The sequence below is a fragment of the Sphingobium rhizovicinum genome (genome assembly GCF_042647625.1).
GTDB lineage: Bacteria > Pseudomonadota > Alphaproteobacteria > Sphingomonadales > Sphingomonadaceae > Sphingobium > Sphingobium rhizovicinum.
In genome coordinates this window covers 2,716,723-2,731,671 of sequence record NZ_JBHRVU010000004.1, presented here as the reverse complement: position 1 = coordinate 2,731,671, position 14,949 = coordinate 2,716,723, and the positions used below count along the sequence as shown (strand labels likewise).

The following is a 14,949-nucleotide window of genomic DNA, read 5'->3' as shown; positions in this document are numbered from 1 at the left end:
CCGGAAGGTAAATCCCCGCCCGGGCAATTTATATGGGCGGGAACGTATAGGGAACACGCAAGACGGGGTTTGGTTTCAGGATGGATGATCTATCCTGAAAATGAACTGCCTACATGCGCATTGCCAAAGGCTGACTGACGGTTTGTCTCACTGGCATTGGTGACAACAAGATGGATCAGAGGCTTCGACCTATGACTGATTTGTTGGAAATTACCGTTATCGCCTTTGATGCACGGCTGAGTGCGACGTAGGCGTTGCAAGCGTTCATCGCACCGGCTTCGAGGATCAGGACGTGTTCCGCCTCCAAGCCTTTGAGCAATAGGGTGCTACCGATTCCCATCGACGGTATTTGTCGCCCTCCGCTCCGCTTGGCTTCGCGTACGCTGAGCACCGATGCTTTCAGATCGCCGTCATCGGTTGTGCGACGCATTCCATCCAGCATCACGGCCAGCAGGTCCGGGCGGAACACCCGCAACCCCGGCGTGAGCCTCCATGACTCCAGCATCCGGGCAAGATTCCCAAATGTGGCGCTCTGGCGGGCGGAGAGGAAGGAACGCTCGATGTCGTCGCTGGGGACAGCTCTCCCCGCATTCAGATCATTTAACCGATCGACAAAAGGCTTATCGATCCCGGACATGACCGAGCGGGCGAATTTCAGAACCTTGTTCAGCCGCTTCAGATCTTTCTCGCCGCCGATTTCCGCCGCAGCATCCTTGATCTCTGGCATGTCGGCACGTTCAACCACTTGCACACCATGGTGCGCCTTGGCGAATGCGACCCTTGACGACGGGTCAATAGCGCTGCCTACGATCAATGACGTCGGCGCGCCAATAGCACGCAGCGCGGCTATGGCATTCGCTTCAGCCGCATTTTGTTCCGCAGCGTCAACCGCGCGGATCCAAGTCAGGTTGGCCGGCGCAGTCGCAAGATCGACGCCGCGACCGTTTTCGAGATCGTTTCGGATTGCCAGGATCCAGTGGCCGAAATCTTCCTCCCCTTGCCTAATCCAACGCCATGGATCGTTGAGTGTGCCCTCGAGCGGGAAGGCTGACAGCACAGTCCCGTCCCAATCGGGGAGGGCTTCTGCGAAATCGAAGATGCGCTGAAGCGGGTCGCCGAGCACGCAACATGGCAACCGTTGTGCCAGTTCCGTCACCAGACGGTGCTGGGCGGCATTGCAATCCTGATATTCGTCGACGATTACCCGGGAATAGGATGCGCGTAATATGGCGTCCAGCGCTCCTGATGAAACTGCGCGAATGGCAGCCTTGCGCAGCGTAGGATAATTGATGGCGGCGAGGTCCGGCCGATGCCCCGAGAGTTCTGGGTACGAGTTCACAACCTGCAGCGACCAGCCGTCCAGGGTAGTGACACGCGCCCTGGCATTCGCGATCTTCGAGCGCGCCATGCGTGACCGAAGTGCATGTACACCGGCATTGGTGTGGGTCAGCACGAGCGCTGGCTTGCCGTCATTCCGTGCGACAGCCTGCACGATCGCCTCCGTTTTTCCGCATCCGGCAGGCGCGACAATCGATCCGCGATTTATGGCAAGAATATCGGGAATGGACATCGAGTTACGCCGCTACCCAGTCCCGTAGATTCTGAAGGATGACCGGCATCTTGCCCGAACAGCTATCCAGCGCAGGCGCGAGAACTTCGCGGCCGACGCGCTCGCCAAGCGTCACATTCTTGAACCAGCCGCCCTTCTTTGCCGCGGCCCCAAGGTGCTCACGCTCGTCTTCGCTGATGCCGAGAGATGCGCAAAAGGCATCGGAATTGAGCGCGGGCGAACGATTGCGAAGATCACCGTCGACCTTGTCCTTTCCGTTTTCTTCGACGGCAATTTCTACCAGACGTTCGATTTCATCGTCCGGGAGGGTCCAGCACAGTTGTTCCTCTGTCGACAGACCGTGATCCCAATGGAATTGGGTGACACCCGCAGTAGCAAGCGATTCCAATTGCTTCGGTGTGAAGGGCTTGTCGCAATCGCGCAATAAGGCGGTTCGATAGCCAAGGCGAGCAAAGGCACAGGCGCGCGCGATCATGCTATCGCCGCCGCCATCGGCGAGCGCCGCCCCTTTGGCGGCTAAGGTCGGCAGGTTGTTTTCGTCGCGATGCATATCGAGACCGCGAAGAAGTCCGATTTCCGTTGGTCCTTCGCACACGATAACCTGGGGGGCGAGGAACGCTTCCGCACAGGCGCGAAATGTCTTTTGGCTTTCAACACTCCCATCAGTGCGGAAAAGGCGCACCTGTCCAGATCCGTCATCTGCGGCGCGCCAGATTTGGTCGGCGGATAGCTCGCGCACTACCACTGCTGAATGAGTGGTCAGGAAGACCTGGCGCTTTGGCGCGGCTTCCTTGCTGCCAAGCGTATGGAGCAGCCGTATGATCCGGTGAGGTTCCAGTCCATGTTCGACCTCGTCGACCAATACAAAGGGGCTGGCTTCGCTGGCGGCGGCCTGAAGTCCTGCGATCAGCAGCCTGCTGCTTCCGACGCCTAGGTTGCGAAGGGGGACCCCGTCCTTGTTGTGTAGAGCGATAGTGCCGCCCGAGAAGCTGATACCATGCGCGTCCAAAAGCGCGGTCGCTTCTAGCGCGCCCGAAATACCCGCTTTTGCCGCGACTTCGTGCACAATATCCAGTGCGTCTTTCACTTGATCGAGAGCTGCCAACCCGAATTCAGCACGAGCCTTGCGTGCCGCTTCCGCCAAAGCGCCTCCAGCGCCCGACGGAATTTCGGCCAGCTTGTTGAGGATCGACCTGTTGCCCCATGCGAGGTGATGGTTTGCGTAAACGCCAAGACGAGTGGGAGCGAGCTTTTTACGCTCGGCCGGCGGAATTTCACGGGTGACGCCATCGGCATCGGCCCGATCGGAATAGAGGCACCATCGCGGTTCAAGATCCTGATCGACGGTCAGACGGACAGTGATGACATCTTCGAGATCCGCCCCCGGCTCGTCCGATAGTCCCACGAGGGCATCCCATCCGCGATGCACTATGCCATATCTCTCGAAATCGAGCAGTGCATCGGGGAGCTCACCGATGGTGACCCGTATGTCGATGGGCTGATTTACATCGAGTTGCCAGAAATCTGCGTCGGAGAACGTGAGATTTCGACGTGGTGCAAGCGTCAGTTCGATCGCGTCCAATAGTGTCGATTTGCCTGTATCACCCGATCCGATGATAGCGTTGACGCCGGGAAGGGGCCCCCACACAGCTTCCCGAACCCCTCGAAAATGGCGCACATCGATCTGACGAATCGCGGTCATATTTCACCCTGCACGCGAAAAATCAGACGTGTCATCCTTCGTATCGTCCTATGAATTTTGAGAACATATTCACGATCAGAAACCTGAGCCACAATCGTGACAGACCACGTTGGAAATCTGGTCTGCGACGGTCAGGTGATAGGTCATCTGCTGGCCATTTTTATGCAAGGGCGTCCCGCATCCGAAACAGTGGGTCTGCATCGTTCCGGTCCCGCACCTATGACACTGGAAATACCATTTCCTGTTTCCATTCTCCGTACGGTCTGGCGTCACATCTGCCGGCTCGTGGGCCTCGCCGCAAGCAATGCAAAAGGTGGAGGTTGAACGGCATACTTCCATTGTCCTGCCCCAGGATCCCGCACCGCTTCCATCCCGAATTTCTCCAGACTCGGGCGCAGGGAATATCTGCTGCAGTTCAAGGGCGATCAGTCGGCGCAGGTTGGTCAGTGACGCAGCGCCCGATATAGGGTCAGCAGCGAGTTGGATGCTTCCATAAGCGTGCCCGGTGGGATTGTTCTGCCCATAGTCGCAATCTCGCCGCCAGCCGAGCGGAGACGTTCGGTGTTCGATTGCGGCCTTGGCGGGCTGCAGGATGAAGACCTTGTCCCCATCCTGGCCGTACTTCTTGATGTCGACCAGCAACGTCAGCATCGCGGAAAGCTCATCTGGCTTCCACCGCGTGCGAAACTTGGCGTCCATAACCAAGCCAGACCGGGACTGAGGCGGCATAAAATCCCGAAAAATCGACCGGCGCCCACCTTGGGGGGCCCCAACGGTAAAGCGCAGGCGAAAGTCTGGTCGACGACCGTTCGCCAGCACCGGCTCGACGTCGAGACAGGCGGTCATCCCTGGATTGGCCCGGGTGAAGCTCAGCGAAAACCCAGGATCATTGTGCACTGGCGCCCGGGTCACGGACGCAACCACATGAGCCACCCAATCGTCCTGCGGCTCGAAGCCGAAGTCTTGCATGAGGATGCCGATGATCTTGATCAGGCACCAGCGCTCGTAGAGCGCGCTGGCATGCAGGGTGTTGATACGTCCCAGCCTATCGAGTGTGTCGCCACTGAGACCTATGCGCCGTTCGAGCACCGACACCTTCTGGAAAGCTGCAAGCGCCGCAGCATAGATCGGCGACTGGAAGAAGCGCATTCCCATCGGAAACACCGAGCTACTGGGAACCTTGAGGTGTTCCCAGCCGGTGTCCTGCTGCCCCAGTGCGCTGGCAACGGCGTCCAGTTCGGCGCAGATCGCTGCATTTCCCGCGCCGCGCTCTGCAAAGTGGTCGGCGCGCGTGGCTGCACTGTTTGCCTCGAGGCGGTATTCTTCCTGTTCTCTGCGGCTGATTGGTCGACGCCAACCATGCTGCTCATATCGGGATCGCGCCGCCTCGCGCCGCACAAGGACCGGCGAATGGGCGCGGGCACTTGATATCTGGGTGAACGTCGCACGGCGCCCGGTCTTGTCGTTCGACGTCTGGAACGTGGTGATTTCCGCATTCCCGGTGAGATCGAGGCGCACGCCCTTGTCGAAACGGGAGGCGGCAACGATCAAGTCGTGCAGGTCTTCCGGGACTCGGGCGACGCTGAAATCGATCCCCTGGCGACCGTCGTACCGATCATCCCTGTCAGGGTTGCGATAAAAGAATTCCCTGGCTCCGCGCCCGTCTCCCCCGAATTCCTTGCCGACGGTGAACCGATACAGCCGTTCGGTCTGCCCCGGCGCGAGTGGAGAACTCGGCCATGTGGCGATGGCATCAAGGCGGGCACGGATGTCAGAAAGCTGGTTGTCGAAGATTTCCTGGTCGACCTCGACAGTTTCGACGGCCAGCAGTTCAGCTGCCCTCGACCTCTCCCGATTTGCCCTGGCGGTGAGATGAGCCTGATGGTGGCTGGAAGAGCGTGCGACCGATCTGGCCAGGCGACGACAGTGTTGGACAAGGCTGCGCAGATAGCGGTTCTCGGGAACGTCAGCACTTTCCTGTGCGGTACGGCCGGGATAGGTGCGAGCGCCCGGCCTGCGCATGACAGCGCGGAACGTCTCCGAATTTGGGCGGACCCTGGCGGTTGCCGTGGCGGCGGTCACTTCGCGGATTTCACGCGCGGGATGTTCAAGAACGCGGCCAGCGGTATCAGCGAACGCACGAAGGGCGTCCAGAAGATCTCGGCTGCTGTCCGACCCAACCTCTCCCAATGCGCCGGTACGGCTTCCTATTGCCAGCCAGACGAGCTCATCCCTGAAATCGTCCAGATAGTCCTGAGCATGCGCCCGATCGAGTTCCAGCGCCACGGCGTCGAGGATGAGCTTCCGGCTGGATCCGAGGTCGACCGAGAACGAACCGAACGAGCGGTGCATTTCCGAGACGTGCCTGTGCCCCGCCTTGTTCCACCCTGTCTCGGGGATCCACCATGTTCCGCCGTGTTCGTCCGACACCTTTAGCCATGGCAGACGCTCATCCTGGGCGTTGACGGTGCATGGCTCGACATCTGTCAGAGCCCCGGAGAGCTGAAGGCCAACCCACGGTGCTGGGTCACGGAAGATTGACACCTCGGCATGCAAGGTGCCATCCGGAGCCGTTTCGATCTCGATGGGATAGGTCGAAACCTCAACCCGACGCGCTATGCCTCGAGCCTCCCATTCGATGTCGAGATAGTGCGCCAGAACCCCCATGGGATGGTTCAGCGCAGCCAGTAGTTGATGATGCCGTTGTTGCCCTCGGCCAGTTTGATCATGCGCTCCAGATCCGTGACGCTGCTTGTGTCCGGATCGAGGGCTGCATTTTCGAATCGCTTGGTCAATTCGGCGCTCAGTTCCATCAGCAGCTCGAGACGCGGCCGCCCGTTGGCTGCAGGACGCGCGGAATCGAATGCGAGCTTCGGCAAGATCTTGTGCTTGATCACATTGTCCAAGGCCTCGTCAGCACCGATACCAGCCGCGGTTGCAGCATCGATGTAGCCTTGGGACTGGCGCACGGCGCGTAACCCGAATTCCACGCCCAGCGGATCGAGATACTGGCGCGCGATCTGCGAGAGGAACTTTACGTTCGCATCGCTGCGATCGAAAGCAGGATATTCCGCACGGCTGCCCAGTTCGTGTGGCAGCATCCGCAATGGACCATCGAGTGGCTGCATTGCTTGTGAGGCATCCTGCACTTCCTGCTCGATGGCAGGGAAACCGCCTTCTGGCATGCCGCCTGCGACGAGGCGATGGTGACGTTGATCATAATTGTATGTCCTGTTGGGCCGGGCGGCGTGGTGGGCTAGGAGAAAGCGGCAAGCGCGACAAGCTCACCCGCATGGCGGGTTACGCCGTTGCGGGTGCAGTCACGATCGCCGCCGTGCGGGTCAGAGAACCATGGTTGGTGGGAAGGCCTGACGCCGGATCCTGGACGAACTGGTCCTGCAATTTTTCAATCTGCATTACGTTCAATTCGTCACCCCCTGTATCTGTCAGGGGGTTATAGGATGGGCATCCGGTGAGGCCAATAGTGCGAAGGCAAAAGTGGCCGCGTTATGTTACGGAAGGTAAAGGCGAAACTTGGGCGGCCTGTCGCTCACTTTATACCGACTGCCATGATCCAAGATGAAGGGGCAGGGTGGGACGGCACTAGCAAGAGCAGCGCCGCCCCTCTGTGCCTCACGCTCCGGACGGACCTTCTATCCTTGGCGATGTGCCTATTTTTGGCAATCGCAGGCCGGAATCCTCGCCGATGGTTTCCAGCCAACGAGCGAGATCATGTTCGGCACCGGCCCGCATTTCTGCGCCGCGACGTACTTCCGACAGCCCTAGAGCCAGCGTCAGTCTGAAGGTCGCAATGGTGTCCACGATGATGCCCAGTTCCGCAGGACCCGCGTTCGTCGTGTAGAAGTCATCGAAGCGCTGGCCGTCGTCGCGTGTGTCGACGTCGATCCTGTGATCCATGCAGGTCGATCGGAAGCTGGCCCCATGCGGTGCCAAAGTCGAGAGATCGATCAGGCGCCCCTTCTTCAGATCGGTGCGGTGGATACGATCGACGCTGGCATCCGGGGCATCGTCTGGCACGCCGTCCAGCCGGTTCTCGAGATCCCAGCCAGCCAGCAGTCCCTGGGGCATGTTGGCGGACGTCCATCTTTCGATGGCTGTGTCGGGCTCTGAATACCGGATGCACCGGATGGCGAGGTCGAAGCGATCGGCTTCGTCCAGGTGAGGGCGGTATGACAGGAAACCGACCGCCGTTGGAACTTCGTAGGTCCATGACGTGCGGGACATGGTAGCCGGCTTGCTGACCGTCGTGACGGCAACGGCGGTGAATGCGACAAGCGCGCTCATCGTTCATCGCCTGGGAGCAGGGCCAGCATTTTCGCTGCACCTCGGTTCGCGGCGATCTGCCTTGGAACCGCTCCTTCTGACAGGGCCGAGGTCATACGAAGCATGAGCCGAACCGCCCGGCCTTCAGGGGTCAGGCGCTGCGAATCAAGCGGATGCTTGCCGTGCCAGGTCAGGCCGGACGAATTCAGCCAGTAGCAGTAGTGCTGCCAGAATCCGTCATGACAGAAGATGTCCCGTAAGACGACGGCGGGAACGAGATCATCGTCGAGCCGATGCAGGCGGTCCAGCGCGACGTGCAGCATATCCAGCTGCTCGTCATACTTGAGGCAGGCGCACATGTTGAGCCGGTGTTCCCAGAACACATGGCGTAGGCCGCCATCATAGACCTTGTTGCCCATCACGATGGTCTGACCGCCGTCCGGTTGCGGATGGGTCTGCAGCCAATAGCCCCACGGCAGATCTGGCGGATAGTTATAGGTCTCGATCATGGCCGCACCTCCATGTTCAGGAGGCCGACGGCCATGCCACCGGACACCACGACCGCATTGATGGCTAAGGTCATGGCCAGCCCGTAGGTTAGCCATTTGGTAGAACCGCCCGGGGCCGGGGTCGCAGCTCCGCGCGCCGCTTGGATCGCGATTGCGATTCCGAGCAGTCCAAGGAGTGCGGTGCTGAAGCCCAGCGCGTGTATGGGATGGAGATGCATCATTCTGCACCGTCCCAGGGCGCACCTTCACTATCGTCGTAGGACTGAATCTCCCGATACGACTGATCCCAGTCGACTTCGGCGAGGGTGGTAGGGTTGAGGATGGTGCCGTGTGAGGCAAGCCAGGATGCCGCGACTCCAATGCGCTGATCGAGGTCGGCGGCAACGAAGGGTTGGCTCAGACGGTTCAGCAGCAGTACCATGCCGAGCGGATCGACCTCTGCGGCCGAAAGCGCGGCGCAGCTGCCGCTGATTTCCGCAGCGATCCCGCCGGTCATCCTGTCGATGGAGGAAAAGCGCAAGCACAGGTCGTTCCAGACCGCGATCCGCTCTTCTTCGACCGCGTAGGTCATTTCGGCAATGAGGTTGTCTGGTGCAAGGCGGCTTACGGACACGATGCTCGCGACCGATGTCTCGACGACCCGCCTATGCTGGTGGAATGTCGGGGCGGGCAGAGTCCGCCAGTAGCTCAGTGATCCGACGAGATGCAGCGACTGCGCCGCGATCTCGCCCTCGAGGGCAAAGTTACGCATGGGTTTCTCCCCACGTTCGCCGACGACTTAGCCGGCTGCGGTTTCTGGATGAGAATGTCATCCGGAAAGCGGGAACGTAAGAAGAACGGATTTGGATTCAGGTGACCCGAAATTATTTTTAAGTGACGGGAACCTTCTGAGGTGTCGTCGCCAACTTATGCGATCCAAATCACAATTATATTGTATTTTAAGTAGTTACGGCTCGAACATCAGTCCGAGCCGTAACCTATCGACAACTTATGCCGGGTCTCGTCGACAACTTATGCCGGACGCGACAATTTCCGGAAACTCTCCGCCGCGGCGCAGGCCAGCTTGTCGGCGCGTTCATTTTCCGGGTGGCCGGCATGGCCCTTCACCCATTGCCACGTAACCTTGTGGCGCGCCGCGGCCTTCACCAGTTCCTGCCAGATTTCGACATTCTTGACCGGCTTGTTGTCGGCGGTGCGCCAACCCTTCTTCTGCCAGCCGAACACCCATTTGGTGATGCCGTCCATCACATATTTGCTGTCGGTGTAGAGCGTGACCTGACAGGGCTTCTTGAGCAGATTGAGCGCTTCGACCGCCGCCATCATCTCCATGCGGTTGTTGGTCGTCTGCGCTTCCCCGCCGGAGATTTCCTTCTCCGTTTCGCCAAAGCGCAGGACCGCGCCCCAGCCGCCCGGGCCGGGATTGCCCTTGCATGCGCCGTCGGTGAAAATGTCGACATGGGGAAGATCGGTCATATTCTCTCCTCCGTTCGGTTCGAGCGAAGTCGAGAACAGAACGAATTTCAGGGATTAGGCGCCCAGCAATTCGACCGGGTTCGCGCTGGCGTAAAAGTCCAGACGGCGCAGATAGGCGAGCGGATCCTTGCGCGTCACCAGCGCGTCGGCCGGCGTATTGATCCAGTCGAAGGCGCGGGTCAGCAGGAAACGCAGCGCCGCGCCCCGGCACAGGATCGGAAAAGCGGCGCGCTCGGCCTCGCTCAGGCCATGCGCCCGGCTATAGCCTTCGCCCAGCGCTGTCGCGCGCTCGCCAAACCAGGTCGCGCCGTCATTGCTGAAGCACCAGGCGCTGTGGGTCACGGCCAGATCATAGGCGCGAATGTCGGTGCAGCTGAAATAGAAATCGATCAGGCCCGTGACCTCGTCTCCCAGCATCAGCACATTGTCGGGGAACAGATCGGCATGGATGACGCTGCGGGGCAGGTCGTCGGGCCAATGAGCGTCGAGAAAGGCCAGTTCCTGCGCCACGCGCGCGCCCAGGCCCGGTTCGATCTGGTCGAAATCCGCGCCGCACCGCGCCGCCAGCGCATGCCAGCCATCCTTGTCGAGCGCATTGCGCCGCTCGCCCGAAAAGCCCTGCGCCGCTTTGTGCAATTCGCCCAGCGCCGCGCCGGCGGCGCGCGCCTGACCCGGCGTCGGTTCGGTCAGCGAAATGCCGGTCAGAAATTCGATCAGGCAGGCGGGGCGGCCCGAAAGCTGCTGGAGTCGCTTGCCTTCCCGGTCGGCGATAAAGCGGGGGACGAGGCAGCCGCGTGCGCCCAGATGATCCAGCAGGTCCATGAAGAAAGGCAAATCCGCCTCATCCACCCGCTTTTCATACAGGGTCAGGATATAGCGATGCCCTTTGCCGTCGGGACCGGTGGTTTCCAGCAGATAATTGCTGTTCTCCACGCCTTCGGCAATGCCCTTGGCCGACACCAGCCGCCCGGCGTCATAGCGCAGCAGGAACGCGTCAATCTCTTCGGCGGGAACATGGGTGTAGACAGCCATGGCTCAAGCCGTCTCCAGTCCGCGGGGCAGCTTGAAGGCGATATTCTCCTTCGCCGTTTCCACCTGCTGTTCCTCGACCGTGAAGCGCTCGCCGATCCGCTCCACCACCTCGCGCACCAGCACTTCGGGGGCGGAGGCGCCGGCGGTCAGGCCCAGCGTCTTCACCCCGTCGAGCCAAGCGAAATCAATGTCGGCTGCGCGCTGGATCAGGCGGGCAGGGGTGCCTTCGCGCTCCGCCACTTCGACCAGGCGCAGCGAATTGCTGCTGTTTGGGGCGCCGATCACATAGACGGCGTCGCACTGTGCGGCGATCGCCTTGACGGCGGTCTGGCGGTTCGACGTGGCGTAGCAGATGTCCTCGCCCTTGGGCGCGGCGATGCTGGGGAAGCGGCGCTCCAGCGTCGCCACGATCGCGGCGGTATCGTCCACCGACAGGGTGGTCTGAGTCAGGAACGCCAGATTGTCGGGATCGGCGGGTGCAAAGGCTTCCGCATCCTCCACCGTCTCGATCAGGGTCATCGTGTTCGCCGGAACCTGCCCGAACGTGCCGATCACTTCGGGATGCCCCTTGTGGCCGATGAACAATATATGCCGGCCGGCTTCGACCTGCCGTTCGGCCTGGCGATGGACCTTGCTGACCAGCGGGCAGGTGGCGTCCAGATAGTCGAGGCCGCGCTCCTCCGCCTTGGCCGGCACCGCCTTGGGCACGCCATGGGCGGAAAAGACGACCGGCACGCCATCGGGCACCTGATCCAGTTCCTCGACGAAGATCGCGCCCTTGGCCTTCAGGCTGTCGACCACGAACTTGTTGTGGACGATTTCGTGGCGGACATAGACCGGCGCGCCATATTTCTCGATCGCCCGCTCCACGATGATGATCGCGCGGTCGACCCCCGCGCAAAAGCCGCGCGGGGCGGCGATCAGCAAGGTCATGGGCGGCAGGTTGGCGGGCGCGTCGGTCATGCCTGCCGCTTAGGCGAATGTCGCTCGGGATGAAAGCCGCTTCCTTGCGGTTGCGTGCCGGGCGGCGGATGGATAAGGAAGCGCAAAGCGTCCGGTTCTGTGGGCCATGACAAGGAATATCTGTCTGTGAAACTGTCTCCTATCGCCCTGACTGCTATGCTGGCTTTGGCCCTGGCCGGTTGTTCGCGTCGGGGTGAAATCGATGCGACCGGCGGCATCGTCGCGGTGCGATCGGCCTGCCCGACGGCGGCGATTCCGGCGCAGACCGGCGATATTACGCTGTTCAACCCGGCAAACAGCACCGATGCGTCGGCAATCGATGTGGTGGCGAACATCACCGATCTGCGCTCGACCTGCGCCGATGGTGCGCAATTCTACACCGAAGCGACCTTCACCGTGAATGCGCGCCGCAGCGATGCCGGCGCGGCGCGGCAGGTGACTTTGCCCTATTTCTCGGCCGTGGTGCAGGGCGGTAACGCCGTCGTCGCCAAGCGCATCGGTCAGGTCACGCTGAATTTCGCCGCTGGCGAATATCGCGCCAGCGCGCAGGCCAAGGCCGGTTCCTATGTGAACAAGGCCGCCGCGACCCTGCCAACGGACATCCAGCAGAAGATCACGCAGAAGCGCAAGGCGGGCGACGCCGACGCCGCGATCGATCCCTTCGCCCAGCCGGACGTCAAGGCGGCGTTGCAGCGAACCAGCTTCGAGCTGCTCGTGGGTTTCAACCTGACCCAGGACCAGCTCAAATATAACGCGACCCGTTAAGCGCGGCCCCATTCAACCGTTCGGGCTGAGCTTGTCGAAGCCCAGCCCTTTTTTGCAGAAAAGAGCGGCCATTCGACAGGCTCAGGGCGAACGGAACTTGCAGGAAAGTTTCGTCCCTTGTCCCTTTACACCCGTTTCACCGCTCACCTCGACGCCGTGCTCGACGCGCTGGAGGCCGATGGCGTGTTGCCCGCCGGCCTCAACCGCAAGCCGGTGACGGTCGAGCCGCCGCGCGACCCCAGCCATGGCGATCTCGCCACCAACGCCGCGATGGTGCTGGCCAAGCCCGCCGGCACCAATCCGCGCGCTCTGGCCGACGCGATCGTGGCGAAATTGCAGGCGCTGGACGAAGTGGAAAGCGCGACCATCGCCGGTCCCGGCTTCATCAATCTGACGCTCACCGATCCGACCTGGCGGGCGGAACTCGCCGCGATCCATGCCGACGCCGCCGATTATGGCCGGTCCGATTTCGGGCAGGGCGTTACCGTCAATGTCGAATATGTTTCGGCCAACCCTACCGGCCCCATGCATATGGGTCATTGCCGCGGCGCGGTGGTGGGCGATGCGCTCGCCACGCTGCTGGAATATGCCGGGCATAAGGTGATCCGCGAATATTATATCAATGATGCGGGTGGTCAGGTCGATGTGCTCGCCCGCTCGGCGCATCTGCGTTATCGCGAGGCGTTGGGCGAAACGATCGCCATTCCTGAAGGACTCTATCCGGGCGACTATCTGGTCGCCGTGGGGCAGGCGCTGGCCGCCGAGCATGGCGACAAGTTCGTCGGCGCGCCGGAAAGCGACTGGCTGGTTCTGTTCCGCACCTTTGCCGTCGCCAGGATGATGGACATGATTCGCAGCGACCTTGCGCTGCTCGGCATCCATCACGACATCTTCTCGTCGGAAGCGGAATTGCAGGCGGCGGGCAAGCCCGAACAGGCCGAAGCCTGGCTGCGCGCCCATGACCTTGTCTATGACGGCACGCTCGAAGCGCCCAAGGGCGAATTGCCCGACGATTGGGAGCCGGTCGAACTGCCTTTGTTCCGCTCAACCAAATTCGGCGACGATCAGGATCGCCCGATCAAGAAGTCGAACGGCAGCTGGACCTATTTCGGCGCCGACATGGCCTATCACTATCAAAAGGCCCAGAACGCCGATCAGCTGATCGACATCTGGGGCGCCGACCATGCCGGCACGGTCAAGCGCATTCAGGCCGCCGTCGCCGCCCTGACCGAAGGCAAGGCGCGGTTCGACGTCAAGCTGATCCAGATGGTCCGCCTGTTGCGGGATGGCGAACCGGTGAAAATGTCCAAGCGCGCCGGCAATTTCGTGACCTTGGCCGATGTGGTGCGCGAAGTGGGCAAGGATGTGGTCCGCTTCACGATGCTGACGCGCAAGGCCGATGCCCAGATGGACTTCGACTTTGCCAAGGTGGTGGAGGCGTCGAAGGACAATCCCGTTTTCTACGTGCAATATGCCCATGCGCGCATTTCCTCGCTGGGCCGTCGCGCGCAGGAAGCGGGAATCGATCTGCCCGCACCCGACCTGTCCCTTCTTGGGACGGCGGAACTCGCCATGGTCAAACTCGCCGCCCAATTCCCGCGCGTGGTCGAAGGATCGGCGCAGGCGCGCGAACCGCACCGGATCGCTTTCTATCTCAACGATTTGGCCTCTGCCTTCCATGGCTGGTGGAATATGGGCAATGATGATCCGCGCGCGCGCGTCATTTTGGCGGACGATCCGGCAATCACCGCCACCCGGCTTTTCCTCGCGCAGGGAATCGGGCAGATTATCCGCAATGGCCTTGCCCTCATGGGCGTCGCGGCCCTGACGGAAATGCAGTGAGGCTCTGACCATGGGTGATTATGCGCGGGGACGACTGGATCTGGACGATGAAGATCGTCTGCCCTGGCTCGAACCGGCGATGGACGATGCGGACGATGACGGCATTTCGCCGTTGCGGCTGCTCGGCCTCATCATTCTGGGGCTGGTGCTGATCGGCGCAGTGGTTGCCGGCATATGGGCGGTGCAGAACCGCAATGGCGGCGGCGGCGCGAATGAGGGGCAGCTGATCGCTGCGCCGACCGACAGCTACAAGATCGCCGCCAATGAGGCGGACGCCAAGAAGTTCGCGGGCGAAGGCGACGCCAGCTTCGCCGCGAGCGAAGGCGTGGCCCGTGACGGCCGCATCGATCCCAGCCGCGTGCCCGAAGCGCCCATCGCCAAGACGGCGCCCGCACCGGCCGGCGCGCGACCCGCTGCCCCCGCCAAGCCAGCCGCCAGCGTCACCGCGCGCGTTGCCGATGAAACCAGCGTCACGCCCAAGGCCGCAGCGCCCAAGGCTGCGGCCAGCGGCACGATCCAGCTGGGGGCCTATGGAAGTGCGGCCGTCGCCAAGGATGGCTGGTCCAAACTGTCGAAGCGTTTCGCCTATCTCGCGCCGCTCGCCACCTCGATCGAGCCGGCTGAAGTCGGCGGCAGCACCGTCTATCGTCTGCGCGCCAGCGCCGGAGCGCAGGCAAGCATGATTTGCGGCAAGCTGAAGGTCGCAGGCGAAAGCTGCATGGTGGTCAACTGATCGATCGGGCCGGCGTGGTGGACAAGCGGGCCGGCCTGATCGTGCTTATGGCCTGATGTTATGGCCGAAGCGCCAT

General features: G+C 61.6%; 14 protein-coding genes. 3 read left to right on the top strand and 11 right to left on the bottom strand.

What is annotated here, in order from left to right; genetic code table 11:
- Positions 1-175: 175 nt before the first annotated feature.
- The 11 genes from ACFOKF_RS14360 to ispH all read right to left on the bottom strand — a co-directional run bounded on the left by ACFOKF_RS14360 (position 176) and on the right by ispH (position 11,533).
- Entirely contained in the window at positions 176-1,570 is a 1,395-nt protein-coding gene (locus tag ACFOKF_RS14360; protein WP_380796453.1) for a UvrD-helicase domain-containing protein, read from the bottom strand.
- 4 nt (positions 1,571-1,574) lie between these two features.
- Positions 1,575-3,272, bottom strand: coding sequence for an ATP-dependent nuclease (locus ACFOKF_RS14355; RefSeq protein WP_380796452.1), 1,698 nt, complete (start codon positions 3,270-3,272; stop codon positions 1,575-1,577).
- A 75-nt stretch (positions 3,273-3,347) separates the two neighbouring features.
- A complete protein-coding gene (locus ACFOKF_RS14350; RefSeq protein WP_380796450.1) occupies positions 3,348-5,939 on the bottom strand; it encodes a hypothetical protein in 2,592 nt (863 codons plus the stop codon).
- 8 nt (positions 5,940-5,947) lie between these two features.
- On the bottom strand, positions 5,948-6,457 hold the full coding sequence (locus ACFOKF_RS14345; protein ID WP_380796449.1) for a hypothetical protein: 510 nt from the start codon (positions 6,455-6,457) through the stop codon (positions 5,948-5,950).
- Between the two features lie 448 nt (positions 6,458-6,905).
- Entirely contained in the window at positions 6,906-7,577 is a 672-nt protein-coding gene (locus tag ACFOKF_RS14340; protein ID WP_380796447.1) for a hypothetical protein, read from the bottom strand.
- Positions 7,574-8,065 carry a hypothetical protein gene (locus tag ACFOKF_RS14335; protein ID WP_380796445.1) on the bottom strand — a complete coding sequence of 164 codons (492 nt, stop codon included), beginning with the start codon at positions 8,063-8,065 and terminating at the stop codon, positions 7,574-7,576. Before ACFOKF_RS14335 ends, ACFOKF_RS14340 begins: the two co-directional genes overlap by 4 nt.
- Positions 8,062-8,286: a hypothetical protein gene (locus ACFOKF_RS14330; protein ID WP_380796443.1), complete on the bottom strand. Its 225-nt coding sequence runs from the start codon at positions 8,284-8,286 to the stop codon at positions 8,062-8,064. Before ACFOKF_RS14330 ends, ACFOKF_RS14335 begins: the two co-directional genes overlap by 4 nt.
- Positions 8,283-8,816, bottom strand: a complete 534-nt coding sequence (locus ACFOKF_RS14325) for a hypothetical protein (protein WP_380796442.1) — start codon at positions 8,814-8,816, stop codon at positions 8,283-8,285. The genes ACFOKF_RS14330 and ACFOKF_RS14325 overlap by 4 nt, the downstream gene beginning before the upstream one ends.
- 260 nt (positions 8,817-9,076) lie before the next feature.
- Positions 9,077-9,538, bottom strand: a complete 462-nt coding sequence (rnhA, locus tag ACFOKF_RS14320; RefSeq protein WP_380796441.1) for a ribonuclease HI — start codon at positions 9,536-9,538, stop codon at positions 9,077-9,079.
- 54 nt (positions 9,539-9,592) lie between these two features.
- On the bottom strand, positions 9,593-10,570 hold the full coding sequence (gene thrB, locus ACFOKF_RS14315; RefSeq protein WP_380796439.1) for a homoserine kinase: 978 nt from the start codon (positions 10,568-10,570) through the stop codon (positions 9,593-9,595).
- A gap of 3 nt (positions 10,571-10,573) precedes the next feature.
- On the bottom strand, positions 10,574-11,533 hold the full coding sequence (ispH, locus tag ACFOKF_RS14310; RefSeq protein ID WP_380796438.1) for a 4-hydroxy-3-methylbut-2-enyl diphosphate reductase: 960 nt from the start codon (positions 11,531-11,533) through the stop codon (positions 10,574-10,576).
- A 156-nt stretch (positions 11,534-11,689) separates the two neighbouring features.
- On the opposite strand from ispH, the gene ACFOKF_RS14305 reads away from it, so the two are divergent.
- The 3 genes from ACFOKF_RS14305 to ACFOKF_RS14295 all read left to right on the top strand — a co-directional run bounded on the left by ACFOKF_RS14305 (position 11,690) and on the right by ACFOKF_RS14295 (position 14,873).
- Positions 11,690-12,298, top strand: a complete 609-nt coding sequence (locus tag ACFOKF_RS14305; protein WP_380797816.1) for a hypothetical protein — start codon at positions 11,690-11,692, stop codon at positions 12,296-12,298.
- Between the two features lie 117 nt (positions 12,299-12,415).
- Entirely contained in the window at positions 12,416-14,140 is a 1,725-nt protein-coding gene (gene argS / locus ACFOKF_RS14300; protein ID WP_380796437.1) for an arginine--tRNA ligase, read from the top strand.
- Positions 14,141-14,150: 10 nt separating this feature from the next.
- Positions 14,151-14,873, top strand: coding sequence for an SPOR domain-containing protein (locus ACFOKF_RS14295; protein WP_380796435.1), 723 nt, complete (start codon positions 14,151-14,153; stop codon positions 14,871-14,873).
- Positions 14,874-14,949 lie beyond the last annotated feature (76 nt).